Annotated in this window: 24 protein-coding genes; 21 read left to right on the top strand and 3 right to left on the bottom strand. The window is 43.0% G+C overall.

The window, feature by feature from the left end; genetic code table 11:
* Positions 1-9: 9 nt before the first annotated feature.
* The 13 genes from J2W55_RS05925 (at position 10) to J2W55_RS05985 (ending at position 10268) form a co-directional block, all read left to right on the top strand.
* Positions 10-384: a DUF4134 domain-containing protein gene (locus J2W55_RS05925; protein ID WP_374726354.1), complete on the top strand. Its 375-nt coding sequence runs from the start codon at positions 10-12 to the stop codon at positions 382-384.
* Position 385: 1 nt separating this feature from the next.
* Entirely contained in the window at positions 386-703 is a 318-nt protein-coding gene (locus tag J2W55_RS05930; RefSeq protein WP_310093049.1) for a DUF4133 domain-containing protein, read from the top strand.
* A gap of 1 nt (position 704) precedes the next feature.
* The gene (locus tag J2W55_RS05935; RefSeq protein ID WP_310093051.1) at positions 705-3176 is read left to right on the top strand and encodes a TraG family conjugative transposon ATPase; all 2472 of its coding nucleotides are present in this window, start codon (positions 705-707) and stop codon (positions 3174-3176) included.
* Positions 3177-3181: 5 nt separating this feature from the next.
* Positions 3182-3556: a hypothetical protein gene (locus J2W55_RS05940; protein ID WP_310093054.1), complete on the top strand. Its 375-nt coding sequence runs from the start codon at positions 3182-3184 to the stop codon at positions 3554-3556.
* A gap of 80 nt (positions 3557-3636) precedes the next feature.
* Positions 3637-4317: a conjugal transfer protein TraI gene (locus J2W55_RS05945; protein WP_310093057.1), complete on the top strand. Its 681-nt coding sequence runs from the start codon at positions 3637-3639 to the stop codon at positions 4315-4317.
* Complete coding sequence (locus J2W55_RS05950; RefSeq protein WP_310093059.1) at positions 4304-4951, top strand: hypothetical protein; 648 nt, start codon at positions 4304-4306, stop codon at positions 4949-4951. The genes J2W55_RS05945 and J2W55_RS05950 overlap by 14 nt, the downstream gene beginning before the upstream one ends.
* Positions 4938-5585 (top strand): TerB family tellurite resistance protein, encoded by a 648-nt coding sequence (locus J2W55_RS05955; protein ID WP_310093062.1) that lies wholly within the window; start codon positions 4938-4940, stop codon positions 5583-5585. Before J2W55_RS05950 ends, J2W55_RS05955 begins: the two co-directional genes overlap by 14 nt.
* Positions 5582-6772: a conjugative transposon protein TraJ gene (gene traJ / locus J2W55_RS05960; RefSeq protein ID WP_310093064.1), complete on the top strand. Its 1191-nt coding sequence runs from the start codon at positions 5582-5584 to the stop codon at positions 6770-6772. Before J2W55_RS05955 ends, traJ begins: the two co-directional genes overlap by 4 nt.
* Positions 6773-6825: 53 nt before the next feature.
* Positions 6826-7449, top strand: a complete 624-nt coding sequence (traK, locus tag J2W55_RS05965; RefSeq protein WP_310093065.1) for a conjugative transposon protein TraK — start codon at positions 6826-6828, stop codon at positions 7447-7449.
* A complete protein-coding gene (locus J2W55_RS05970; RefSeq protein WP_310093067.1) occupies positions 7446-7664 on the top strand; it encodes a hypothetical protein in 219 nt (72 codons plus the stop codon). Before traK ends, J2W55_RS05970 begins: the two co-directional genes overlap by 4 nt.
* A gap of 16 nt (positions 7665-7680) precedes the next feature.
* Positions 7681-8742: a conjugative transposon protein TraM gene (gene traM / locus J2W55_RS05975; RefSeq protein ID WP_310093069.1), complete on the top strand. Its 1062-nt coding sequence runs from the start codon at positions 7681-7683 to the stop codon at positions 8740-8742.
* Positions 8743-8744: 2 nt separating this feature from the next.
* Positions 8745-10016 carry a hypothetical protein gene (locus J2W55_RS05980; protein WP_310093071.1) on the top strand — a complete coding sequence of 424 codons (1272 nt, stop codon included), beginning with the start codon at positions 8745-8747 and terminating at the stop codon, positions 10014-10016.
* Between the two features lie 69 nt (positions 10017-10085).
* A complete protein-coding gene (locus J2W55_RS05985; protein ID WP_310093073.1) occupies positions 10086-10268 on the top strand; it encodes a BF3379 family histone-like protein in 183 nt (60 codons plus the stop codon).
* 116 nt (positions 10269-10384) lie between these two features.
* On the opposite strand, the gene J2W55_RS05990 is transcribed toward J2W55_RS05985, so the two are convergent.
* From J2W55_RS05990 to J2W55_RS06000, 3 genes are all read right to left on the bottom strand, one after another.
* Positions 10385-13003, bottom strand: coding sequence for a DEAD/DEAH box helicase family protein (locus J2W55_RS05990; protein ID WP_310093076.1), 2619 nt, complete (start codon positions 13001-13003; stop codon positions 10385-10387).
* Positions 13004-13738 (bottom strand): hypothetical protein, encoded by a 735-nt coding sequence (locus tag J2W55_RS05995; protein WP_310093078.1) that lies wholly within the window; start codon positions 13736-13738, stop codon positions 13004-13006.
* Between the two features lie 64 nt (positions 13739-13802).
* Positions 13803-15755, bottom strand: a complete 1953-nt coding sequence (locus J2W55_RS06000) for a DNA methyltransferase (RefSeq protein WP_310093080.1) — start codon at positions 15753-15755, stop codon at positions 13803-13805.
* Positions 15756-15939: 184 nt separating this feature from the next.
* Between J2W55_RS06000 and J2W55_RS06005 the strand changes: the two genes are divergently transcribed.
* The 8 genes from J2W55_RS06005 (at position 15940) to J2W55_RS06040 (ending at position 23463) form a co-directional block, all read left to right on the top strand.
* Positions 15940-18573 carry an AAA family ATPase gene (locus J2W55_RS06005; RefSeq protein ID WP_310093082.1) on the top strand — a complete coding sequence of 878 codons (2634 nt, stop codon included), beginning with the start codon at positions 15940-15942 and terminating at the stop codon, positions 18571-18573.
* The gene (gene mcrC, locus J2W55_RS06010; RefSeq protein WP_310093084.1) at positions 18570-19622 is read left to right on the top strand and encodes a 5-methylcytosine-specific restriction endonuclease system specificity protein McrC; all 1053 of its coding nucleotides are present in this window, start codon (positions 18570-18572) and stop codon (positions 19620-19622) included. The genes J2W55_RS06005 and mcrC overlap by 4 nt, the downstream gene beginning before the upstream one ends.
* Positions 19623-19724: 102 nt before the next feature.
* Positions 19725-20018: a hypothetical protein gene (locus tag J2W55_RS06015; RefSeq protein WP_310093086.1), complete on the top strand. Its 294-nt coding sequence runs from the start codon at positions 19725-19727 to the stop codon at positions 20016-20018.
* 639 nt (positions 20019-20657) lie between these two features.
* Positions 20658-21269 carry a hypothetical protein gene (locus J2W55_RS06020; RefSeq protein ID WP_310093088.1) on the top strand — a complete coding sequence of 204 codons (612 nt, stop codon included), beginning with the start codon at positions 20658-20660 and terminating at the stop codon, positions 21267-21269.
* 210 nt (positions 21270-21479) lie between these two features.
* A complete protein-coding gene (locus J2W55_RS06025; RefSeq protein WP_310093090.1) occupies positions 21480-21647 on the top strand; it encodes a hypothetical protein in 168 nt (55 codons plus the stop codon).
* Between the two features lie 4 nt (positions 21648-21651).
* Complete coding sequence (locus tag J2W55_RS06030) at positions 21652-22659, top strand: DUF932 domain-containing protein (RefSeq protein WP_310093092.1); 1008 nt, start codon at positions 21652-21654, stop codon at positions 22657-22659.
* A gap of 58 nt (positions 22660-22717) precedes the next feature.
* The gene (locus J2W55_RS06035; RefSeq protein ID WP_310093094.1) at positions 22718-23263 is read left to right on the top strand and encodes a hypothetical protein; all 546 of its coding nucleotides are present in this window, start codon (positions 22718-22720) and stop codon (positions 23261-23263) included.
* Positions 23260-23463, top strand: a complete 204-nt coding sequence (locus tag J2W55_RS06040; RefSeq protein ID WP_310093095.1) for a hypothetical protein — start codon at positions 23260-23262, stop codon at positions 23461-23463. Before J2W55_RS06035 ends, J2W55_RS06040 begins: the two co-directional genes overlap by 4 nt.
* The last annotated feature ends 150 nt before the right edge of the window (positions 23464-23613 follow it).

The raw sequence follows: 23613 nt of genomic DNA on the forward strand, positions 1-23613 counted from the left end.
CTTTCAATCATGTTAAAAGCCATTAAATCCTATATCAAAGACGTGAAAGCGGCTTTCACTAATCATATCCCTTCGCCTAAGCAGCAGGCGCTGCTCAAAACCTTAATGTTCACGGCTTTGTTGGTTGCGGTCAACTATTGTTTCGGACAAGACGGTAACGCGGGCATACAACAAGCCACATCCCAGGTCAAAGGTTATTTCGATGCGGGGTGCAGTTTGATGTATGCCATAGGCGCGGTTGTCGGCATCATTGGTGCGATCAAGGTATTCAACAAGTGGAATGCAGGCGAGCCTGATACCAACAAGGTAGCAGCCGCCTGGTTCGGTTCCTGTATCTTCTTAGTGGTTGTAGCGACCGTACTCAAATCATTTTTTGGATTGTAATATGCCGGTTTATCAAATTAATAAAGGAATAAACAAGCCCATAGAATTTAAGGGTTTACGGGCGCAATACATCGCTTACCTGGCAGTAGGGCTGGTTTTATTGCTCATCGGTTTTGCTGTCCTGTATATCTGCGGTGCAAGCCTTTGGGTGATCCTGCCGGTGATCATCAGCCTGGGAACTGCCTTGTTTTTTATCGTCTTCCATTTGAGCCATAAATACGGTGAACATGGCCTGATGAAATATTTCGCGAAAAGGCAACTGCCTGCCGCGCTCAAGTTCCGGTCGAGGAGAATATTTATACACCTATCGAAGAAATAATATGGCATCTGCAATAGACATCGAAAAAATACTGCCTTTAAGCAAAATTGAAAATGGTGCTATCCTTTCAGCCCATGGGGATATAACCATTGTTTACGAGGCCATGCTCCCGGAAATATTTACCCAGGCCGACCGGGACTACGAAGCCTACCACCAATCCCTGGTCAAGGCGATTAAGGTATTACAACCGTTTACCATCTTTCATAAAATGGATTGTTTTACCGAAGCAGCCTACTCAGCCGATTACGAAAAGGCAGGGAAGAGTTTCCTGTCCCGTTCCAGCGAACGCTTTTTTAATGAACGCCCTTACCTGGCCCACCGCTGCTATATTTTATTGACCAAGAAACCAAACGACCGCAAGCTGTCAAGTTCGGTTTACAGCAATATGTTACGCAAATCCATTGTGCCGCAACAGACGATTAACCCGCTGATGTACCAGGAGTTTTTGGATTGCGCAGGTCAGTTTGAACGGATCTTGACAGATAGCGGGTTTGTTACTTTAAGACGGCTGAATGATGACGAATTAGCCGGGACAGCCAATAAGCCGGGGTTGATCGAACAATACTGTTTCCTTCTTCATCCGGGGCAGCAGCCGGTTATCCGCGACATACATTTAAGGGACGGTATCCAGATTGGCGACCAGCATTGCGAATTGTATACTTTGTCGGATGCACAAGACCTGCCTGCCTTATGCGGCAGCCGGGATAATTACGATAAATACAGCACCGATAAAACCAAGTTTAGTATAGGTTTTGCCAGTCCGCTGGGCCAGTTATTGAACTGTAACCACATTTATAACCAGTATATTTTTATCGAGGATGCCACAAAAACGATCAAACGGCTGGAAGCAAAGAAACTGCGCTTACAATCGCTGTCATCCTACAGCCGTGAAAATGCCATTGGCCGGGATGCCTGCAACGATTTTTTAAACGAGGCTATCGGTGAGCAGCGTTCACCCGTTAAAGCGCACTTTAATGTACTGGCCTGGTCGGATGACCCCGCCAAGATCAAAGACCTGAAAAACCTGGTCGGCTCGGCAATGGCGCAAATGGATGCGACTGCTAAACAGGAAACAGACGGCGCGCCGCAGGTATGGTGGGCAGGTTTGCCCGGTAACGAAGCGGACTTCCCGATGAACGATACCTTTGATACGTTCGTGGAACAGGCCACCTGCTTTTTTAACCTTGAAACCAATTACAAGGACAGTATCAGCCCGTTTGGTATCCGCTTTGGCGACCGCTTATCGGGCAAGCCCGTTCATGTGGATATATCGGACGAACCCATCAGGCAGGGCTATACCACCAACAGGAACAAGTTCATTTTAGGGCCGAGCGGCAGCGGCAAGTCCTTTTTTACCAATCACATGGTAAGAAGTTATTACGAACAGGGTGCGCATATCGTATTGGTTGATGTAGGCCATAGCTATAAGGGCTTATGCCACCTGGTAGGCGGCTATTATTTTACCTATTCGGAAAGCGCCCCAATCAAATTTAATCCGTTCTACCTGTCGGACGGCGATATACTGGATACCGAGAAAAAAGAAAGCATCAAAACTTTACTGCTGGCTCTTTGGAAAAAGGATGATGAGACGTTTAAGCGTTCGGAATACGTGGCCCTCTCTAATGCACTCACGGGGTATTTTCAGCATCTGGATAAATACACCGACATTTTTCCCTGCTTTAATACATTCTATGAATATCTGATGGAAGAATACTTGCAGGTACTGGAAAATGGCAAGGTCAAGGAAAAAGATTTTGACGTGGCGAATTTCCTGTATGTGCTCAATCCTTATTACCGGGGCGGCGAGTTTGATTACTTGCTGAACGCCACCGAGAACCTGGATCTGCTGAATGAGAGGCTGGTGGTTTTTGAAATTGATGCGATCAAAGACCACCCGATCTTATTCCCCGCCGTTACGCTCATCATTATGGAAGTGTTTATCTCCAAAATGCGCAAGCTGAAAGGTGTCCGGAAGATGATCCTGATCGAAGAATGCTGGAAAGCCATTGCTAAAGAAGGTATGGCTGAATACATTAAATACCTTTTTAAAACGGTAAGAAAATTCTTTGGCGAGGCGGTGGTCGTAACACAGGAAGTCGAGGATATTATCAGTTCCCCAGTGGTGAAGCAGGCCATTATCAATAACAGCGATTGCAAGATACTACTTGACCAAAGCAAGTATCAAAACAAGTTTGACCAGATACAGGAACTCCTGGGCCTCACCGAAAAAGAAAAGGCGCAGATACTTTCCGTCAATAAGGCCAATGACCCTAAACGCAAGTACAAAGAGGTTTTTATCTCCCTGGGCGGCCAGTACAGCAAGGTTTACCGTACCGAAGTGAGCCTGGAAGAATATCTGGCCTACACGACAGAGGAAAGCGAAAAGGTTAAAGTACAGGAATATACCAGGCTCTATGGCAGCATCCAAAAAGGCATCGCGGTACTGGCGCAGGAACTAAGAAACAAACACTAAATAGGATGAAAGCAACAATTAAATCGATGATGGCCGCCATTTGTCTATTGGCTGCCTGTCAAAGCAAAACCACCAAAGTGCAAGCCTTTATTGATGGCATTTATGTGAACCATGCGCAAAGTGAATATGGCGTAGCGGATGACACTTTAACATTCACCCACACCGATGGCCAGCATTATATCATCACCCGAAACACCGGCTACCAGGCTATTCGTAACGGAAAGCTGCTGCCGAAAAAGTATAAGCTGGAAAAGGTCGAGGGGGATTATGACAGTCAAACCAACCTGCTGAAAGAAACAACGGCAGGGCGTGTTTTTCATTTCAACCCGGCTAAGCGGCTATTGCTATTGAACCAGGCTGTCTACCGGAAACTTAACTAACAGAATTATTCACCAATACAATTTGACACATCGCTTTTGCGGTGTGCAGGGAGGTTATTGTGTTAAATTTTAAAAATATCATGAAAAAGTATATGGTCATTTTACCGCTGTCGGCGATAAGCATATTTGTGTCCATACCCAAAGGTGCCGATGCGCAGTTTATCGTCGGGTCGGTCATTTCTTCGACGGTGGGCAGGGTCATCCGTGCCATCGATTTAGAAGTGCAGCGAATGCAGAACCAAACGATATGGCTGCAAAACGCACAGAAAGCGTTGGAAAACCAATTATCAAAACTGAAGCTGGACGAAATATCAAACTGGTCATCCAAGCAAAAGGATCTGTTCGGCCAATACTACCAGGAACTATGGGAAATCAAAACCACCATCGCCTATTATTCAAAAATAAGTGAACTGACGCAGAAACAAGTCGCTTTGGTCAATGCCTATAACCAGGCATGGAACCTCTTAAAATCGGACAAGCACTTTACCACCGATGAACTGGCCTATATGACCAAAGTTTATTCGGGAATATTGCAGGCCAGTGTAAACGACCTCGACCAGATCCTACTGGTGATTAACGCCAATAAGACCCGAATGCCGGATGCCAAGCGGATGGAAATCGTTAACAAGGCTGCGGATCACATGGATACCAATTATAACGATCTACAGCAATTCAATAACCAGAATAAGTTATTGAGCCTGCAACGGGCCAGTGACGAAAATGAAATATTAACGCTGAAGAAGTATTATGGAATCGATTAAGCTATTGAAGGCCTTATGCTGCTTTTTGCTTTGCGCTTTTAGCTTTCAGCTTGCAAGGGCGCAAACTTTTGCGGAATGGTTTAGCCAAAAGAAAACGCAGATCAAATACTTGACCGAGCAGATAGCTGCTTTGAATGCCTGCGAAACATCGCTCAGGCAAGGCTATAATATGCTGCACAGTGAATGGTCGGCTATTGGCAATTTCAAGAACGGCGAGTTTGGTTTGCACCAGGATTACTATAATTCGTTAAGCCAAGTCAATCCATCGGTCAAAAATGGTGTAGACCTCAGCACCATACAGGCAGAACAGCAAAGCATTATCAGCCAGTTTAATTCCATTCAGCATTTATCCGGCTTGTCGGCATCCGAGCAAAGTTACATCACGGTAGTTCAACAAAACATCATTCACCAATGTGCCAAGGACCTGAACGACCTGCAAGCGGTTTTATCATCCGGCGAATTGGTGATGACCGATGACGAACGGATCAAGCGTATTAACCAGCTAACCGTAGCTATCAAAGACAAATACCTATTTACCTGCTCTTTTTGTGTTCAGGTAAGGCTACTGGCTATTCAGCGTAACCAGGATAACCAAAGCATTCAAACCTTAAATCAGCTTTATGGAATCAATTAAGAAAATCGGTATTGCGCTAACCGGCTTGATGCTTTTTGCCTTTAGCTTTCAGCCTGCCAAAGCGCAGGTTTCTACGGGCCAGGATATGCAGCAATTGCTGTTAGATATTGAAAAGCTGACGCAGTTCAAGGCTATACTTTCAGATATGCAGGCGGGCTACACGATCTTAACGCAGGGCTATGGGGCGGTCAAGGATATTTCGCAAGGCAACTTTAACCTGCATTCCGCTTTCTTAAATAGCCTGATGGCGGTAAGTCCCGAAGTAAGAAAATATGGCCGGATAGCCGATATTATCGCGAACCAGGCCAGCATTGTATCGGAGTATAAATCGGCATGGAAACAGGCCAATGCCAGCGGCCATTTCAATGCACAGGAGTTGCTGTACATGAACGGGGTTTTTAATCAATTGTTGAATCAAAGCGTCAATAACCTGACCAATTTAGCCAATGTGATCACCGCAGGCAATTTACGGATGAGCGATGCCGAGCGTTTGCAGGCGATTGACGGCATTTATTCCGACACGCAAAACAAGCTGGTTTTTCTGCGCGATTTCAACAATAAGGTAGCAGTAATGGCCCTGCAACGCCAAAAAGAACAAACCGAGGTCAATAACTTAAAAACCCTATACCCATGAAAAAGAGAGTGTTATTTACAGGTATGGCTTTGCTGCTGCTTGGTAGTACAGCTACGCAGGCGCAGGATATAACCAGCAGCCTGCAAGGGATGCAGCCGGTCTTAAACAATGTGTATAACCAGATGATCCCTATGTGCAGCAACCTGATTGACGCCGCGCGGGGCATAGCGGGGTTTGCGGCGCTCTGGTATATCGCTTCGCGGGTTTGGCGGCAGATTGCACATGCGGAACCGCTGGATTTCTATCCGCTCTTGCGCCCCTTCGCATTGGGCATGGCGGTGATGCTGTTCCCTATGGTCATAGCGCTGATGAACGGCATCATGCAGCCCATCGTGGCGGCGACCGGCAATATGGTAACCGACAGCAATAATTCGATAGCCCTACTGCTCAAGCAAAAGGAAGATGCGATAAAGAACAGTTCAAGTTATCAGATGTATGTAGGCGATGATGGTAACGGGGACAGGGCGCAGTGGTACAAATATACCCATCCCGATGACCCTAACGACCAGAACGAGGGTACATTTTCCTCTTTAGGCAATGACGTGAAATTCTGGATGGACAAACAGGCGTACAATTTTAAGAATAACATCAAGCAGTGGATGAGTGAAATATTGCAGGTTTTATATGCCGCGGCTATCCTCTGTATCAATTGCATTCGCACCTTTTACCTGATCGTATTAGCGATTTTAGGGCCACTCGTATTCGGCTTCTCTATTTTCGACGGTCTACAGCACACGCTTACCCAATGGATAGCCCGGTATATCAATATCTTTCTATGGCTGCCCATCGCCAATATCTTCGGCAGCATCATCGGCAAGGTGCAACAGCAGATGATCCAGCTGGATATATCGCAGATACAAAGTGCGGGCGATACTTTTTTCAGCCCAACAGATACCGCGTACCTGATATTTCTCTGCATCGGAATTGTCGGTTACTTCTGTGTACCAAGCGTGGCTAATTATATCATTCATGCGCATGGTGGTAACGGCCTACTGAACCGGGTAACTAATGTGGCAACAACAGCCACGAATATGACGATAAGCGTGGCAACATCCGGTGCAGCCGCTTTGGGTGAACGCGGCGAACAGGCCCGCAGCAATATCCTCAATGCGCCTGCCGACTTTATGAAAGGCTACAATAGTGGCGGCAGCGGCAGCTACCAAAAGGACAAATTATCAGGCAAATAAATTATTCACTATTTAAAAAGTCCTCCCTACCGGAGAGGATTTAGGAGGGGCTTATGTTTCAGCAATTCAAAAATATCGACACGGCGTTCAAGCATATCAAGCTGTTTAGCTACATCTTGATCTTCGCTTGTATCGCCATATCCTGCTTTGCCGTATGGAAAAGCTACCAAAGTTCGGATAACTTTAAGAACCACATTTATATCCTGGCCAACGGCAAAGCACTGGAAGCCATCGCGGGCGACCGAAAACAAAATATCCCGGTAGAGGCCCGCGATCATATCAGGACCTTCCACGAGGACTTTTTTACCCTCGACCCGGATGATAAGCAAATACAGGCGACCATTACCAAAGCTCTATACCTGGCCGATGAAAGCGCCAAACGGGCTTACGATGATCTGAAAGAGGCCGGTTATTATTCCAATATCATTTCCGGTAACATCAGCCAGCAGGTACAGGTGGACAGCATCGCCTTGGATATGAATGTTTATCCCTATGGGTTTAAGTGCTATGCAACCGAAAGACTGATCCGCACCACCTCGACAACAACCAGGGGTTTAGTAACACAAGGCTTTTTGCGCAATGTCAGCCGGAGCGATAATAACCCGCATGGTTTTTTGATAGAGCGTTGGGAAACCTTAGAGAACAAGGACGAACAGGTTAAAAGCACTCAGCCATGAACCTGTTTCGCAACAAAAAGGAAAAAGAACGCCGGGTTTGGCCGGTGGCAATCAAGATCAATAACGGCATAACGGCATGGCAGGCCAGAACCGCCGAATGGCTGAATGTCCGTACCGTAAAGTTCAGCCGGAGGCAGCAATTAGGGTTTCTGATCGCGGTTTGCCTGCTGTTAGGCGGCGGCAGCCTGTACCTGCTTTGTAAAGCTATTTTATAACCATCATTAAAGAGATATGAAAACAAAAGAAGAAAGAAAACGAAAAATGCTGCTCGTCCTGCCCGCACTGTTACTGCCGTTCCTGGCGCTTGGGTTTTACGCATTAGGCGGCGGCAAGGGCGACGGTCAAACGGTGAACCAACAGGCCAGCAGGGGAATTAATACTTCACTGCCCGGCGCGCAGTTGAAGAACGAGCAACCACAAACGAAAATGTCCTTGTATGACAAGGCCAAACGTGATTCCGCTTCAGCCCGATCAACGAGCAATGGCAACGCCTTTGCCGCTTTGGGTTGGGACACCGCAAGCCAGCATAAAACGTTGGCTACAAATCCCGCACAGGTGAATGAGGCAAAGATCAACCAGAAACTGGCGGAAATTAACAGGCAGATCAATAAGCCGGAACCGGCAAGACCGAATACGAACAATTACATGGCTGCGAACACATCATCGCCTGACCTGGACAGGCTGGAGAAATTGTTAAAGCAAAAGCAAGCTGCCAATCAGCCCGACCCCGAAATGCAGCAGTTAAATACCATGCTGGACAAGATCATGCAAATTCAAAATCCGGCCTTATTCAAAGAAAAGCAACCGGCTCAAACAATTTCCAGAGACAGCGCCTTTAAAGCGATCCCCGCCATGATTGACGGTAACCAAAAAGTGATGAACGGCGGCGTAGTGAAATTACGCTTACAGGATAGCATCAAATTAAATGGCATGGTTATCCCTAAATGGCAAGCCCTATCCGGCTCCTGTACCGTTACGAACCAGCGGCTTTTATTGGATATTAAAAACATCCGCCTGGGCACATCCATTCTCCCGGTCAACCTAACGGTCTTTTCATTGGACGGGATGCAGGGTATCGATGCGCCGGAAGCGGAATTAGGCGAGGCTGCCGGGAACGGCGCAAACGGCGCACTGGAAAATATGCAGTTCCTCAGCATGGATCAATCGCTGTCCACGCAGGCTGCTACCGCAGGTATCAGTGCTGCTAAAGGTTTGTTGGGTAAAAAGGTAAAGAAGATCAGGGTAAAGCTAAAGAACGGGGTAACGGTGCTGTTAAGAATTAATAAATCTTAGCCATGCGTCTGGAAACTAAGTATGCACACGAAACGATCATGGCATTGGAAGATGCACAGGATGTGGGACTGAATCATATTGTGTTCCCCACAGAACCTGTCAGCCAAAACCTGATGCCGCAGGATCTCCGCTTTTTTGATACGATGGGGGAAGCTATCCAATATCTCGAATCTGCCGCGAAGTACTATCCGCCCAAAGGCCCCGGCCAAACTTATACTATTCAGTACATGAATGCCGATCAGCTGATAGCGCAAATAAAAAAAGATAATCCATTAACCATAAATAAGATAGCTATGAATTTAAACAATTTAGAAAATTTGAGAGAGGAACTCAAAACGCTGGGTTTCAGGGACAAGACCATCAGCGAAATGGAAAAGAATATGGAAAAGGGTATTCCTGAATTTACCCTGAACGAAAAGATCGCAGGGAGCCGCGGGCAAGTGGATATGACCTTGTACTTTAAGCAGTCGGGCCAGTCCGAGCATTATTTTTTTAACAAATATGAGGTGGCGCTGAACAGCGGCAAACCGTTGGAAGACGGACAAAAGTATATGGTCATTACGCCCAATGAACAGGGCAAGAACATGGTCAAATCCTTTGAAAATGTAACCGAAGCCATCAATTTTTTTAAGGAACAAAAAGGCAACAGCGAACTGGCTGCCGGTAAGGACGCGGCCAACAAAGAGAAACTGGCCACGATGGAAAACGGCAAGATTAACTATGTGGCCAAAGACTTTCAGCGCACTTTCCGTACTCCGGCGGTCACCCAAACGTTTTGGGTGGAGCGCGGCAGGGGCTTTACCGCAGAACAGGCGGCCAACCTGATACAGGGGCGCTCGGTTTACCGGGATGACCTGCTTAATTTGGGCGGGCAGCCCTATAAAGCCTGGATCAAGCTGGACATGGATATGCCCAAAGACCGCCATCAGAATTTTTTAACCAACCAGTATCATGACCCGTCGTATGGTTTTAATCTTGAAAAGGTGCTGGATAAATTCCAGATCAAGGAATTGAACGACCCGGCAAAGAAAGAAGCATTGGAAAACGCCTTGAAAAACGGTAACCGCCCAATGATCACGACCGTAAAAGACGGCCAGGAAGTTAAAATGTTTATCGAGGCCGTACCACGTTACAGCCAGGTCAACCTTTATGCTGAAAACGGCAAGCCGGAAAAAAGAGAGCAATTCCTGAAAGAAGAAAACAAAGAGCAGGCATTGCAGATCAGCAAAGGAAAAAGCAAGGAAAAGGAATTGGAAGAAGGATTAGCCAAATAAGCTATCTCCGGATTTTTTACCTGATAAAAGAACATTTAAATTTATTTATTCACCATTAAAATTATCATCATGGACAAATTCAAAGGATTAAAGGAATTATTGGCATCAGCCGAAGCGGATGCAGAAAAGTTTTACAACAAAGGCAACAGCGCGGCTGGTACGAGGCTGCGTAATGCGATGCAACAGTTAAAGGTAGCTGCCACAACTATACGTAAAGAAGTAACGGATATTAAAAACAAAGCAGTTAAATAGATATGGTTTCAATTCAATTAAGGCAGGGTTGCGAATAACCCTGCCTTAATTGAATTACATATATTTTTAAGGATTATATACTTAGGAATAACGTAAACGGAAGATTATTTATTCGATCAATCATTATTTAATAATTGTTGAAGGCTGCCCTCAAATTGCTCTTTTCGTAACACTTCGTTGTAAAAAGGCATCCCCCAAATAATATATTTTTTATCCCGCCATAATTGTTCTACGAGGTTTTCTTTTTGGAGAGATAGTAAAAATTTTTCTTTCCATTCATCCTGTTGCAATAAGTGGCTACCCTTAGGCTCCACGAAAACCTGATAATGATCATAATTCTCCTTTTTATTATTTACTAGGAATAATACAAAATCAGGTTCCAATGCACGGCCATCCTCGAAATTATAAATTTTAAAATGCCGCTCATTCCTGATTAAAAAAACCTCATCGTAATCCGTTTTTAATTTGGCGTAAACCTTATCAATATATTTAATGAATAGCTTTTCCTCAGAAGTTCCAAAACAATCATCAAAAGCATACCAGTCTTTTTGACTAAGATCCAGGTAATAGCTGGTGTCCTGGGGATTGATCATGGATCGCCCAAACTCCTGGTCAGGGCCACTGTCACCAAAGCTCAGCGTCTTATCTTTAATTTTATCTTTGAGCATATAAGGCTTGAATTCCCGGGTGCCCTGAAATTCAATTTTTCCTGTGGTTAGACTTTTGGCAATTTCTTCCAGTACCTTCAGGCAGGCTTCTAATTTAGCTTGTTGAGAAAGGTGTTCCAATTGCTCTGGTAAACCGGAAACCTCTATTTTGATGTTCCCTAAATAGGCTTCAGAATGGATAAATTCCGTAATGGAACTCAAATTAGGCAACAAGGTTTGAAGGTGGTTAAATTCATAAAATTCGAGTTTGCTGATCGCTTTCCGAATAACATGAGCACCAAAATCAATCAGTTTGTAATCTTGTGCACTTGTTGAATAGCCCGCAACCTGCCCCGAATTAAAAACGGTAATGGATTGCAAATATCCGGTCTTCAGCGCGATTTGATAATGCTGGCTTATCACTTTTGGCTGGAGCCCAAAAACGTCTTCCTGGTCATTTTTTTTAAGCTCATTTAAAAAGATAAAGCCGGTTTTATAAAAACTGGTCTGTTTAAATTGTTCTTTCAACCGAATGGTGCGTTCTTTGGTTTCTTTTGACTTGATGCCGATCTCTACCAACGCCGTATAAAGCTCCGATATATATTTAGGGTTGTAAGAACAGTGATAATACAATTCCTCACATATCCGCATTTCATTTTTAAGGTCTTCATCAAATTTCCGGATATACGGCGGCTGATCGGGATAAAGCTGGAACGGGCAATACCGGGCACCCCTGCCAATCAATTGCGCTTCTGCCATCGTTGTTTTACCGGGCTTTCCAGCCTTGGCATCCCTGGTATCATACAATCTGACAATATCAAAAAGGTTCAGCACGTCCCAGCCTTCATTTAATTTATCAACCGCGAAAACTGCCCGGTATTCATTGCGTTCGTCTTCCAGTGAGTTAATAGCCAATTGCTTTTCGCCGCTTTCATCCTTACTATTAACCGAAATAAGCTTGTCAGTGGAAAAATCTTCCTTCAATTCGATAATCAGGTTTTCAAAACTGATCCGCTCCTTATCCAGATAATGAAATATGGCCTGGATCACGGGGTCGTTTGTAGCATTTTTGATTTTTTCAAAACGCTCCGGCTGCAAACCCTGCATCCCATTTTTAAAATCTTCCCAAAAAGCCTGACTTTCCTTAATAGTTCGGGATTTAAAAAGGATGACCGGTTTGATCAGGATGTGATGCTTTTCAAATATTTTACGTCGGTACTGACTTAGCAGAACACCTTGCAAAGCACGCTCAAAAGGCGGCAGGTCTGCCTGCAACACTTTAACTTCTTTAGAATAACCATCCAGCCTGAATTGGCGTAGGGGATAGTCGTAGATCAATTTTTCGCTATACTTTTTCTGAATTTCCGGGATGTCGAGGTCTATAGTAGCGGTAAATTCCAATAAGATATTTTGAACGTTCGCATTAAATATCCGGTTTACCGTGCGTTCCCAACTGACTACATCCATCAACTCGTCTGCGCTTAGTTCACTGCCTTTTTTTGTTTCCGCATTGATATGGTGCGCTTCGTCCGAAATCAATACGATCTTTTTATCCTCGAAATCGTCGTAGGTCAGGCTGTTTTCCCTTGGCACGTTCAAGCTGGAGTGCAAGCCCTGAATGGTGGAAAATACGATATTTATATCTTTATGGTTTACGCCCTGAAAATTATCCACTTCCCGGATACGGATCTGTTTACCCGCTATTTCTATTTCTTCTGCGAACAGGTATTTACCGGATGCCGTATTGAAAAAATTGTCCCTGGTTTTATCAATAATAGTCGTGCTGTTAACGAAGAAAAGGAAATTGCGGTAGCCCTTTTCATATAAATAAAGAATAAGGCCAGCCATGATCAACGTTTTTCCGCTACCGGTGGCCATGTGAAACAGCAACTGGCTGGGTACTCCTTTCGGACGGTCATGGTAGTCATTCCAGTAAAATACAAACCTGCCAAATGCTTCCTGCTGGTAAGCCCGTTGACTGAAGCCGCTTCTTAAATTTTGATTAATCAAAGCAGGAACCCGATTTCTAAAAAAATCGGGGCCATTAAATTTCAGCGCGGCGCTTAATGTTTCATCTAATGTTTGCATCTATTCCTTATCTTTTGTCCCCGCTTTAATTTCTGCAATCATCTGATCCATCGTTAACATTTCGGCCTGCGCAAACTTTACAGGAAATAACATCCCTAAAGAGGTTGCAATTCGGACAAATCGAATGCCTCTCTCTGAACGTTTACCGCTTCTGTTTATAGCTATCTCTTCCCGATAGATCGTTACTAATCTTGCTTTTTTGAAAATATAAAATGCGTCCGTGTCCCCAATCAAAAAATAAATTGATTTATCATTTTTTAATATGCCGGATTCTATAAAATTCAAATTACCTCCATGCGATTTTTCACCATATTCCAGGTAAATATTGCCTGTTTTTTTTATCAGTGTATCGTTTTTAATTTCAATACCCAGTTCATTTTCTCCATCATCGTATTGACCTTCAGGTGTTAAATAAGGCCCCAGGTCCAATCCGTACTGCTCTTTAACCAGTTTTTCAATATAGTTTTCAAATCCCAGCGAAACCTGCAATTTCTCTTTAAAGTAATCCGTTTTTTGTCGGTCGCTCCACAGTACGACTTTTGGCAAAAAATCGGTGCCATAGGCTGCTTCGAACTTAGCCGCCTCAGTCGCATAGATTTCAAGCCATTGGTGTAAGCCATCAGCCGACACCGGGCCGGAAGCAACCCATTCATTGTAAGCCATTACGTGCTTATCCGTTAGTTCAAAAACTTGGTAATGATCCAGTTGAATAGCTGATGGGTCTTTACCATTCATTATAATTTCGGTGTACAAGTATATGTGCAACGATTCCGACCAATGGTCTCCTTTATGATAAGGTTCAAACATGGGCTGATTGGTAAAAAAGCTGATTTAATTTCTTTTCTTGCGTTGGTACTTTAAAGGATTGATCTGCTATCTCTGAATAATTAATATAAAGCTGGTTTTTATCCAGGACTTCGATCAGGAAACGTTTTTTATCTTCCAGGCTAAGTTGAGCCAGTTCGGCATGGTTACGGTTGATCTCCTTTGGATCAACTTTATAGCTCAAAAAGCCATCCTTTTGTATGGCTTCCCATAAGGCGTTGAATTCACTTTCCTCGCTGATCTGGTGTATTTGTTCAATAAATTTCATGTTGGCTTTGGCTAGTTCCGCATAAATGAAGCTGCCGCCGCCTTTCCAATTCACCTCTTTACTAATTCCGTTGTCTTCACCAGCGATAACCGCGTTCAACCTTTTTACCGAGTCGTTATCTCCGTAATCCATTTGCTCTACACCAATATATTGAAAGCCCATTTTATGGGCTACGGCACAGGTGGTACCGCTGCCGGCAAAGAAGTCCAATACAATATCTCCCGGTTTAACATTCCCCAGCTCAAACACTTGTTTGAGTAAAGCTTCCGGTTTTTTGCCGTTTCGGAATTCCACGTCCCCCTCGTAGCCAACATTGTTAAATTCTTTGACGAAATCCAGGAAATTTGGATAAGGTTTTTCTTTAAATTCTTTACTGTCAACCGGCACACCCTGAAAATAACCGCCGTTACTTTTTCCGCTTTCGGGCGTATAGAAATAACGGTAATCAAACATATCCTTGCCCATACCGCCAACCCGAAAAATAGTAAAAGGCGCATATTGATCTTTGATAGGTGCAAGGTATTTTTCATAAAAACGCCCACTGCTGTTCCCTTCTTTTAAGGAACCCCGGATGCTTATTTTTTGCAGCTTGTTTGCCGCGGCTTCTCCTTTGACAATTTTAAATGTTCCCGGCTTAAAGCAAACCACCGAGCTGCCATTGATCGTGATAGTTTCTCCCGCTTCCAACTCCTCTACCTGATAGATATAATCGTCTATATCATTGGTTTCCTTGCGCTTGGCAATTTTATTGGTTACTTTATTTTTGGTATAAACCAATAAATATTCCATTACATCATGAAAATCTTTATCCGCTTTTAAAATGCGATTGGGGTGTCTGACCAATAAATTGAAGGTGCAAATATCATTGCTATGAAAGATTTCATCCAATAGTACTTTTAAATAAGCATATTGGTGAAAGCTGATGTGGACAAACAAAAAACCGTCACTGCTTAATAATTCTTTAGCCACTTCGATACGGTTTTTGATAAAGGTCAACCAGGTAGACTGGCTAAAATTATCGTTATAGCGGAAACCATCACTTTCCGTATTGTAAGGCGGGTCAAGGTAGATCAGCTTAACACGGCCGGTGAAGCGCTTCTTTAAACTATGCAACACCAAGAGGTTATTGCCTTTGATTAACAGGTTATCGGTAGGCTGTATAGTCGTGACCGTTTCACTTCCGCCATTACTATATCTTTTAAAATTAGTCAGTACTTTGGGTGCAAATAATCGGTCGATATCATCAGGGGCAATCGTTTCGTTCCAGAAAATCTCTTCTCTTCCCGCATCTTCTTTGGTTTGGCCACCTTCTAATACGCAATCTCGGTAAGGCCATGACAATACTACTTCGCGGCCCTCATCGATAAAGGTATTACCGTCAGCCAAACCAATTTTATTGGCAAAAGCTGTATAGTTATCGGCCAAAAAAAGCTTATTGCTCACAAAACGCTGAAATTTAATTTTATCAAAGATCAATACACCGCCCGCTTCCTGGAAGAAATGTGCCCGTATAGCCGCATGAGTTAGCAATAATTCGATCAGGGGAACGTCTAACAGCAAACCGAGTTCAATCACTTTATTTTTCAATAACTTACCATCAGCCACCATACGCTGATCAGTAGCCAAAAGCTGTTTAAGGTCTTCTAAAAGATTCTGCATGTACCGGAATAATTCTTTGTTAAATGTTGCTTTATATCGTTGAGGCGACAATTTAAAGTAACTGTAAATGTATTTATTTAATCCAGTATATTGAAAATTCAGCTTAAATTCACCGGAAATTTGCTTTAATGCTTTGCTTTCTTAAAGCTAAAAAATATTAAACCTATAACGATACCTTTCCGATATGCAGGCACAATTTCAATACATTGCAGAGTTAGCACGGCAATACCATCAATTATCTAGTCATCCATCAGCGCTTTATCAGGCTATTAATGAGCTTTCTTCCGACGCGCTGGAGGCTATCATCAATGAATATGGGAACGATGATAATAAATTCCAGCCCGTGAATTTATTACGTGCTGAAATTGCGCGACAGCGAGCAAATGGAGTTGAAATTGATGAACATACGGTGGAGGATATTAAAAACAAGATCAGGGCTAAGGATGCTGTCTATTTTAATCATCTCCAAGAAACTTTTCTTGACGAACTGGTCAGATATCCCGCTGGGAGTCGTGATATGTTTGCCAATTGGCAAAAGCCCTGGGCTGTATTCCACACGTATTTTTACCGGGGGAATATAAAAGAGACGACCCGGCTGTATTTAGAACAACTTTGCGTTCAATTACTGCAAGATTTACAGCTTACGGAATACGATTATCATTGGGTCGATTTTTTTGGTTCATCCAACTTTGGAAGTGAACGATGCTGGCTGGCATTATACCCCATGCAGAAATATTCTCATCAGGATGCGTATCAGTTTTTCTTACAAATTGACCACCAACCTGTTGCGGGCCGTACCGCAGGACATACGATAAAAACACCCAAGTCAAATTCGCTTCAACCCATTAATTCTTATAAAGATATAGTAACTATTTTCAAAGATATTAAAGTAGAGACTGTTGAATTAAACAAAGAAATCCGCAATTACTTCAAGTTTGCGCCCGGTCCGCAGGCAACAGAATGGGCTTGGATAAGACAAAAGAAAATAGCCGCATTAGATTATAGTGGTATTAATCTTGGCGATATTTCTGCTTGTCAATCGCTTGGCGATCTTAATGAAGCAGTGGGATTTTCACGGGATAATCAATCTAATCTAACCTGGAATCTATGGCTTTTCAAAACTGCAAGCCAGGGCGACGTAGTCTTTGCATCAAATGGCGTAAATGAATGTATTGGCATAGGTATCATAGACGGAAATTATTATTATGACAGCGCCGACGGAAAATACAAGCACAGGCGAAAAGTTAACTGGATTACGGATAAGGTTTACCGCTATAAAGCAGGCTCACTAAGTAACTACAAAACGCTTTTCAGGCCGGATACTTTTAGTCCGACCCGGGCGTGGGCATTTATCATCGCAGAATATCTGACAAACTACCCTGAGTTACAGCCATTGTTTGAGCAATATAAATTGACTTTATCCGGACAACCATTCATGCCTCCAATCGCTATACACGCACAGGACGAGGAGACGCCCACTGAAATTACAGGCAGGATACAATTTTGGTGGTTAAACGCAAACCCTAAAATATGGGAGATCAGTAAACATGATATAGGCCAAAAGCAAACTTATACTACACATAACGAAAAAGGTAATAAAAGGCGGGTTTATAGAAATTTTGAAGCGATCAATCCCGGTGATCTGATCGTCGGCTATGAAAGCACCCCAACTAAGCAGATCAAGGCAATTTACGAGGTCACCAAAGGTATTCATTATAATGGCGCGGAAGAGGAGATTGAATTTGAATTGATTGAAAAATTAGAAATTCCGGTTCATTGGAATGAACTAAAAAATAATCCAGCTTTGAAAGACTGTGAGGTTTTTATTAATAATCAAGGCAGTTTGTTTAGTTTAAAAGAAGAGGAATACGACATTATACGTGAGGTGATCGATAACAAGAACATACTTACTGAAAAGTTGCTATACGGCAGCCAGATTAAAACCTATCAGTTTAAAGAAGATGCGGATAAGCCATTCATTAGTGAAATGGAATTTTTCCAAGCCATTAAGTTACTGGAGCGTAAAAAGAATATCATCTTACAAGGCCCTCCCGGTGTAGGAAAAACCTTTATAGCAAGAAAACTGGCTTATGAAATGATGAAAGAAGAAAGGGATACCAGTATTGAAATGGTACAATTTCATCAATCTTACAGCTATGAAGATTTTATACAAGGATTAAGACCTACTGTTAATAATGGATTTGAAATTAAGGATGGCACATTTTATTTGTTTTGTCAAAAAGCACTAGCCCATCCTAAAAATGCATTTTTCTTTATTATCGACGAGATCAATAGAGGAAATTTAAGCAAGATATTTGGTGAACTTATGATGCTGATTGAAGCTGATAAACGATCAGAAAAATTTGCACTTAAACTAACATATTGTGAAGACGAGGCGGATCGCTTTTACGTGCCACCTAACCTTTATATTATAGGCACGATGAATACGGCAGACCGTTCATTAGCTTTGGTCGATTATGCGCTTAGGCGTCGCTTTGCCTTTATTAATTTACAGCCTGACTTCGGGCCTGTGTTCCGCACTTTTCTAGTTGACCAGATGCTTTCCGCAAAGCTGGCCGACCATATCTGTGCTTCGGTTTTGCAGGTCAACCAAATCATTAAAAAAGATATCAATTTAGGCGATGGTTTCCAGATAGGGCATAGCTATTTTTGTTCCTTTCGTGCCGGAGAGAGCGAAACGGTTTGGTGGAACGATATATTGACCTTCGAAATCAAACCGTTATTAGAAGAAATATGGTTTGATGACTTAAATAAAGCACATGAAGCGCTTGATCTTCTTCAATTCGCTACGGCATGAGTATTCCTATCAAAAACATCTATTTTCTATTGTGCTACGCCTGGAATAAGCTGGATGAAAAAGACCGGGTAGATGTAACTATAGAGGACTATACGGAGTTAATAGACCTGTTTGCCAAAGTGCTCATTAATGCGACCAGGATTTTGCTGAAAAGGGGAATAGATAAGCACTATGTCGATCATACAGCTGAAGTAAATGGCATTAAGGGAAAACTAGAGATCAGCCAAACGCTAAAGAAAAATTTACTATTTCGCCAAAAAACCATTTGTACCTATAGTGACTTTTCTTCCAATATTTTACTAAATCAGATATTGTTCACGACGGTTTATCGATTGGTTAGAACGAGAGGACTGGATAAACAATTGAAAAATGAACTGATAGGCTTACAGCGGATGTTTCCACAGGTAGACCTGATTGCATTAAAGCCTTCCGTATTTCAGCAAGTTAGGATCACCAGAAATAACCGATTTTACGGATTTATCATGAATGTATGCCAACTGATTTATGATCAAACCTTTCCTTCGGAAGAAAAAGGCAGTTATAAGTTCGTTGATTTTACCCGAGACCCGGCTAGAATGAACCAGCTTTTTGAAGCGTTTATCAGAAATTTTTACAAGATCGAGCAACAAAAGTATACCACGGTTAAACGAGAAGCGATTAAATGGCAACTTTCTGCCGAAAATGAGGCAAACTGGAGATATCTGCCGATCATGGAAACTGATATCACGCTTGAAAATGAAACAGAAAAAGTGATTATTGATGCTAAATATTATAAAGAAACCATGAGCATTAATTATGGTAAAGAAAAAATTAATTCCGGCAATCTCTACCAATTATTTAGTTACCTGATAAATCAACGCACATCAGCTGCAAAAACGATCAAAGCTTGCGGCATATTAATTTATCCAACCATAGCAACTGATTATGATCTCCGATTTAACTACCAATCGCATCCCATATATATTAAAACATTAAATCTTAATAAAGATTGGAAAGAGATTTCGTTAAGGTTAAAAGAAATTATAGGCTTGACGGTGGTTGTAAATTAAAGTTTTATTTACTATGCTTTTTATTTGACAATCAGGTGATTATTTAAAAATTTCATAGGCTTTTATAATGGTAGCTTTGTTTCCAAGAAAATCCAATTAAATATGCCTTTAAGAGAGAGTCAACTTATTGTACCCGCTTTAATAGCGATGGTCAATTCACCTAATGGTGCCATTTTAACATCTGATCTTATTGATGAAATCAGCCGTCAATTTACATTAGATGCACAGGATAATCAAATCCTATTGAATCGTAATGATGAAAAATACACCCAAATTGTACGTAACCTCAAATCGCATAAAACGCTAAGGGATCGCGGATATGCAGAAGAGATCGACGGTGGTTTTCGTATTTTACCAGCAGGTGCGAAATTCCTTGATGACAACGGGTTTGTATAACAGGTTACCGGGTACAGGTACATTGAAATACAGCGAAACAAAATAATAAAAGCCACAATTTGTGGCTTTTATTATTTAATAACCAGAATAAATGCCGGACATAGCAATACGCTGCATTTAACCATCTCCAGGCGTATTCATTCTCGATCATTCTCTTAAGCGGGCTGTTCAGCCGCTTCGTTCCCACTCAGCCGCTTCCTGCATTTTAAATGCGTGGCTCTGCCACCCATTTTGTCTGCCACTGATAAATCCAATCTTATTAATAAGTATTTGCTAACGCCACTTTAAAAGTTCCCCAGCTTTTTGGTTAGCAAATTTCTGAAACAAGCCGTTTGACGACAAGGCCGTGCCCTGCGGGTTTGCTGAAAAAAAATCTTCCCTGCCCGCTCCGCGGGCGAGGTATTTTTTTTCGCAAAGCCTTGCCTTACAAACGGCTTGTGTTCAGGTGCGGTGCTTAACAAAAAGCCGGGAGGCCCCTGCCGACCGACTTTTCAAAAAAAAGCACCATGAAACACACTAACGGCAGAAGCCCACCCGCACAGCCCACAGCGTCCCGACCAGTCGGGACGGCTGACACGCACACGCCCATTCGGGCAATTCATCAATTCATTAATTATCAATATTTAAAATTCAGAGATCATGAAAACCACAGTAATAGGAAGCGATAAAGCTAAAAACAATCAATCCGTAAAAACCGACATCCGTCCAAGCCTGACAGGAAAGGAGGCACAAAATGAAGCTTCAAAAGATAAAGCACCTGAACAAGACCCGCAGGGCGAGAAAGCCAAAGCTGCCGAAGTTAAGGCAGGCGATACCGCTCATTTGGATAACCAACCCGCTAAGTCTGCGGATGCCCCCAAAGCCGAAGAAGTGAAACAGGGCGAAGAAGCAAAGCCACAAGCCGAGCCGACCAAAAAGGAGTTAAAAGAGCAGTTTCAGGCACAGCAGGAACGCAAGTTAGTCGAAACGGTAAAGATCGTGGAAGTATTGGGCAAGAAAATAGCGCAAAAAACCAAGCTGGAAAACACGATTGGCAACCTTGACAGCTTTACTATCGCCCAAAACGATGATAAGGACGATATGGCAAGCGATAGCCGTTTTGCCCGTTGCGAACTGGTTATTTCCGATGATGACGGCAACGAGTTTGTAACCAAGAACCCTTTTATTATCGCCTATGTCGCACAGGAAGTTAAACAGCTTTGTATCGACAAACTGGCAGAGGTGGAAGCAAGTATTGTAATTCCTGCATAATATTTAATGGCAACGCCCTGTGTATTCACGGTACACAGGGCGTTTTGCTAAGATGGTTAAATCTTAAATAGCTAAGACAATGTTAGAAATTTTCATCGAATTAACCGACCAACTTTTTTGGAAAGGTTATGCACAAGAGTTGGCAAGGTCAAACCCCGCAGTTTTCCAGTTCGAGTTTAACGAGTTTATAAACACTTACGGACTATAGCCATGAAAGACAGCATTTTTTTATTGGTCAAGGTGGTGATTAAAACGACCCATGCCAGCATCCATGATGCAATCGCAGAACTGCAAACCAAAACCAAGTTGAGCGTAAGCAGTACGCCGAAAGTAACGGTTTTGGAAACTAAAATTATTCCATTAAACACTAAAAAGTAAAGCCATGACAAATTATAGCAGTAATATCGTAAAACCCAAAGTATGGCAGGTCATTGGTACGACCATTGCCAAGAACGCCACGAGCGCAGAAGCTATACAACAGGCGGGGTTAGATTTCGAGGTATTGAAACGCCCTAATTTACACGCCCTGCCGAGCGGTAACAATATCATTTCCGATAACAGCTTTTATACGTTCCGTACCGATAATGAAGCCATCTTAGGCGATAAAGTTGGCAAAGACTATGAGGTCATGCAAAACGTAGACGCCTTTTCATTTTTTGACAGCATTGTAGGCGGTCAAAACCAGATCAGGTACGAAACAGCCGGGGCGTTGGGCTACGGCTCAACCATTTTTGTAACCGCCAAATTGCCCGAGTATATTAAAGTCGGGCGTAACGACCTGATAGACCAGTACCTCTTTTTGACTTCGACCCATGACGGCACGGGCAGTATAACCATTGCCTTTACACCCGTGCGTATCTGGTGTTCCAATACGTTAAACGCAGCCCTCAATAATTGCAGTAACTGCATTAAAATACGGCATACCGCAAGTGCCGCCGAGAAATTAAAAGGGGCGCATAAAATGTTGGGTATCAGCAACCAGCTATCGGTTGAACTGGAAGCCATCTTTAACCGTTGGGCGAGGGTGCGGATAACCGACCCGCAGGTTAAACGGCTGATACAATTAGCCATGATACCGAACAAAGAAACCTTTGAAAAATTGAAAGCGGGTAAGGACGAAGAATTGAGCAGCCATTACAACAACATGGTTTCGAGCGTTTTCGATTATGCCATGACCGCCGATAGCCAGCAGGAAAATACCGCCAAAGGTACTTTGTTCGGAGCATATAATGCCGTGACTGGTTATTATCAGAATGTCCGTAACTACCGTGATGAGGAAAGCAAATTCAAATCCATCATGTACGGAATGGGGCAAGACCGTTCACAGGTCGCCTTTAACCTTTGTACCAATTTTGCCAAGAACGGAAGTACTACCTTATTGCTTAACTAATCCAAACAGGGGGCGAAACGCCCCCTGTTATTTTATCATTTCATTTAATTGTAAAACCATGAAAACTATCGAACAGCTTACTAATGTAGAAAAAGCGAAAATCATATTTGACCTGTTTAAAAGCGAAATACCCGCCTTTTTGGAATATGCCCAAGCCATTGCCGATAAAGTAAGCAATACGCAGGAGGAATTAATACCAAACTGGAATAACCCTTTTTTGAGTTACCACCAGTGGTTATCTTTAGCCACGACCGTAAATGATACGGTTAGCAGGAAAAGGAACAGCCTTGTAAAAAGTGCCAATGTGTTTGCCGAACAGCTTTTTGCGGGCTATTTGGCCATATTCAGCAACCATTGTTTAGAGCAGTACGGTTTGCATAAAGCGCAGTCGGCCAAATTCGCGCGTGCGATAAGCCTGTTTTATTTGCCTGTACAACCAGCCGATAACAATAGCAATCAATACCTTGTATTGGAAATGCAGGGCGGTGCCGAATATGCGGGCATCGTTACGGACGTGGACGGCAATAACCGTGTGTTTGAAAATCGTGAAGATGCGGAAGCAGAAGCGGCAGACTGTCAGGATGGATTGGTAGTAGCGATATGAGCATCCTGTCGGACAAAACAGAACACCGGGCTATTCAGATCATAGCCCGGTCGCTTAAAATATTAGAGAAGTTGCCGCCTGATGTGCGTATGTCCAAATCAGATGATTTTGAATTGAGCCTGGCAAAAAACATGCTCAAAAGCATCATTGAAAACGACCCGCTTAGCATCGATATAAGCTCCCCAAACGCACGGCGATAGACTAAATTATCTTTGCTGAAATAACGCTTCATATCCCTTCATTTACGCTTAAAAAGGCGATATGAGGCGTTTTGATGCCGCCCGTTAAGTGCTTTTTAAGTCCTGAAAAGTGCGATCTCTTTGTTATTTTTACATATGATTGGGTGGAAC

This window comes from Mucilaginibacter pocheonensis, assembly GCF_031456535.1.
Taxonomy (GTDB): Bacteria; Bacteroidota; Bacteroidia; order Sphingobacteriales; family Sphingobacteriaceae; genus Mucilaginibacter; species Mucilaginibacter pocheonensis.

What these genes read in the sequence shown, in the direction of transcription:
- J2W55_RS05925 (WP_374726354.1), top strand. Translation starts at nt 10, where the DNA reads ATGTTAAAAGCCATTAAATCCTATATCAAAGACGTGAAAGCGGCTTTC.
- J2W55_RS05930 (WP_310093049.1), top strand. Translation starts at nt 386, where the DNA reads ATGCCGGTTTATCAAATTAATAAAGGAATAAACAAGCCCATAGAATTT.
- J2W55_RS05935 (WP_310093051.1), top strand. Translation starts at nt 705, where the DNA reads ATGGCATCTGCAATAGACATCGAAAAAATACTGCCTTTAAGCAAAATT.
- J2W55_RS05940 (WP_310093054.1), top strand. Translation starts at nt 3,182, where the DNA reads ATGAAAGCAACAATTAAATCGATGATGGCCGCCATTTGTCTATTGGCT.
- J2W55_RS05945 (WP_310093057.1), top strand. Translation starts at nt 3,637, where the DNA reads ATGAAAAAGTATATGGTCATTTTACCGCTGTCGGCGATAAGCATATTT.
- J2W55_RS05950 (WP_310093059.1), top strand. Translation starts at nt 4,304, where the DNA reads ATGGAATCGATTAAGCTATTGAAGGCCTTATGCTGCTTTTTGCTTTGC.
- J2W55_RS05955 (WP_310093062.1), top strand. Translation starts at nt 4,938, where the DNA reads ATGGAATCAATTAAGAAAATCGGTATTGCGCTAACCGGCTTGATGCTT.
- traJ (WP_310093064.1), top strand. Translation starts at nt 5,582, where the DNA reads ATGAAAAAGAGAGTGTTATTTACAGGTATGGCTTTGCTGCTGCTTGGT.
- traK (WP_310093065.1), top strand. Translation starts at nt 6,826, where the DNA reads ATGTTTCAGCAATTCAAAAATATCGACACGGCGTTCAAGCATATCAAG.
- J2W55_RS05970 (WP_310093067.1), top strand. Translation starts at nt 7,446, where the DNA reads ATGAACCTGTTTCGCAACAAAAAGGAAAAAGAACGCCGGGTTTGGCCG.
- traM (WP_310093069.1), top strand. Translation starts at nt 7,681, where the DNA reads ATGAAAACAAAAGAAGAAAGAAAACGAAAAATGCTGCTCGTCCTGCCC.
- J2W55_RS05980 (WP_310093071.1), top strand. Translation starts at nt 8,745, where the DNA reads ATGCGTCTGGAAACTAAGTATGCACACGAAACGATCATGGCATTGGAA.
- J2W55_RS05985 (WP_310093073.1), top strand. Translation starts at nt 10,086, where the DNA reads ATGGACAAATTCAAAGGATTAAAGGAATTATTGGCATCAGCCGAAGCG.
- J2W55_RS05990 (WP_310093076.1), bottom strand. Translation starts at nt 13,003, where the DNA reads ATGCAAACATTAGATGAAACATTAAGCGCCGCGCTGAAATTTAATGGC.
- J2W55_RS05995 (WP_310093078.1), bottom strand. Translation starts at nt 13,738, where the DNA reads ATGAATGGTAAAGACCCATCAGCTATTCAACTGGATCATTACCAAGTT.
- J2W55_RS06000 (WP_310093080.1), bottom strand. Translation starts at nt 15,755, where the DNA reads ATGCAGAATCTTTTAGAAGACCTTAAACAGCTTTTGGCTACTGATCAG.
- J2W55_RS06005 (WP_310093082.1), top strand. Translation starts at nt 15,940, where the DNA reads ATGCAGGCACAATTTCAATACATTGCAGAGTTAGCACGGCAATACCAT.
- mcrC (WP_310093084.1), top strand. Translation starts at nt 18,570, where the DNA reads ATGAGTATTCCTATCAAAAACATCTATTTTCTATTGTGCTACGCCTGG.
- J2W55_RS06015 (WP_310093086.1), top strand. Translation starts at nt 19,725, where the DNA reads ATGCCTTTAAGAGAGAGTCAACTTATTGTACCCGCTTTAATAGCGATG.
- J2W55_RS06020 (WP_310093088.1), top strand. Translation starts at nt 20,658, where the DNA reads ATGAAAACCACAGTAATAGGAAGCGATAAAGCTAAAAACAATCAATCC.
- J2W55_RS06025 (WP_310093090.1), top strand. Translation starts at nt 21,480, where the DNA reads ATGAAAGACAGCATTTTTTTATTGGTCAAGGTGGTGATTAAAACGACC.
- J2W55_RS06030 (WP_310093092.1), top strand. Translation starts at nt 21,652, where the DNA reads ATGACAAATTATAGCAGTAATATCGTAAAACCCAAAGTATGGCAGGTC.
- J2W55_RS06035 (WP_310093094.1), top strand. Translation starts at nt 22,718, where the DNA reads ATGAAAACTATCGAACAGCTTACTAATGTAGAAAAAGCGAAAATCATA.
- J2W55_RS06040 (WP_310093095.1), top strand. Translation starts at nt 23,260, where the DNA reads ATGAGCATCCTGTCGGACAAAACAGAACACCGGGCTATTCAGATCATA.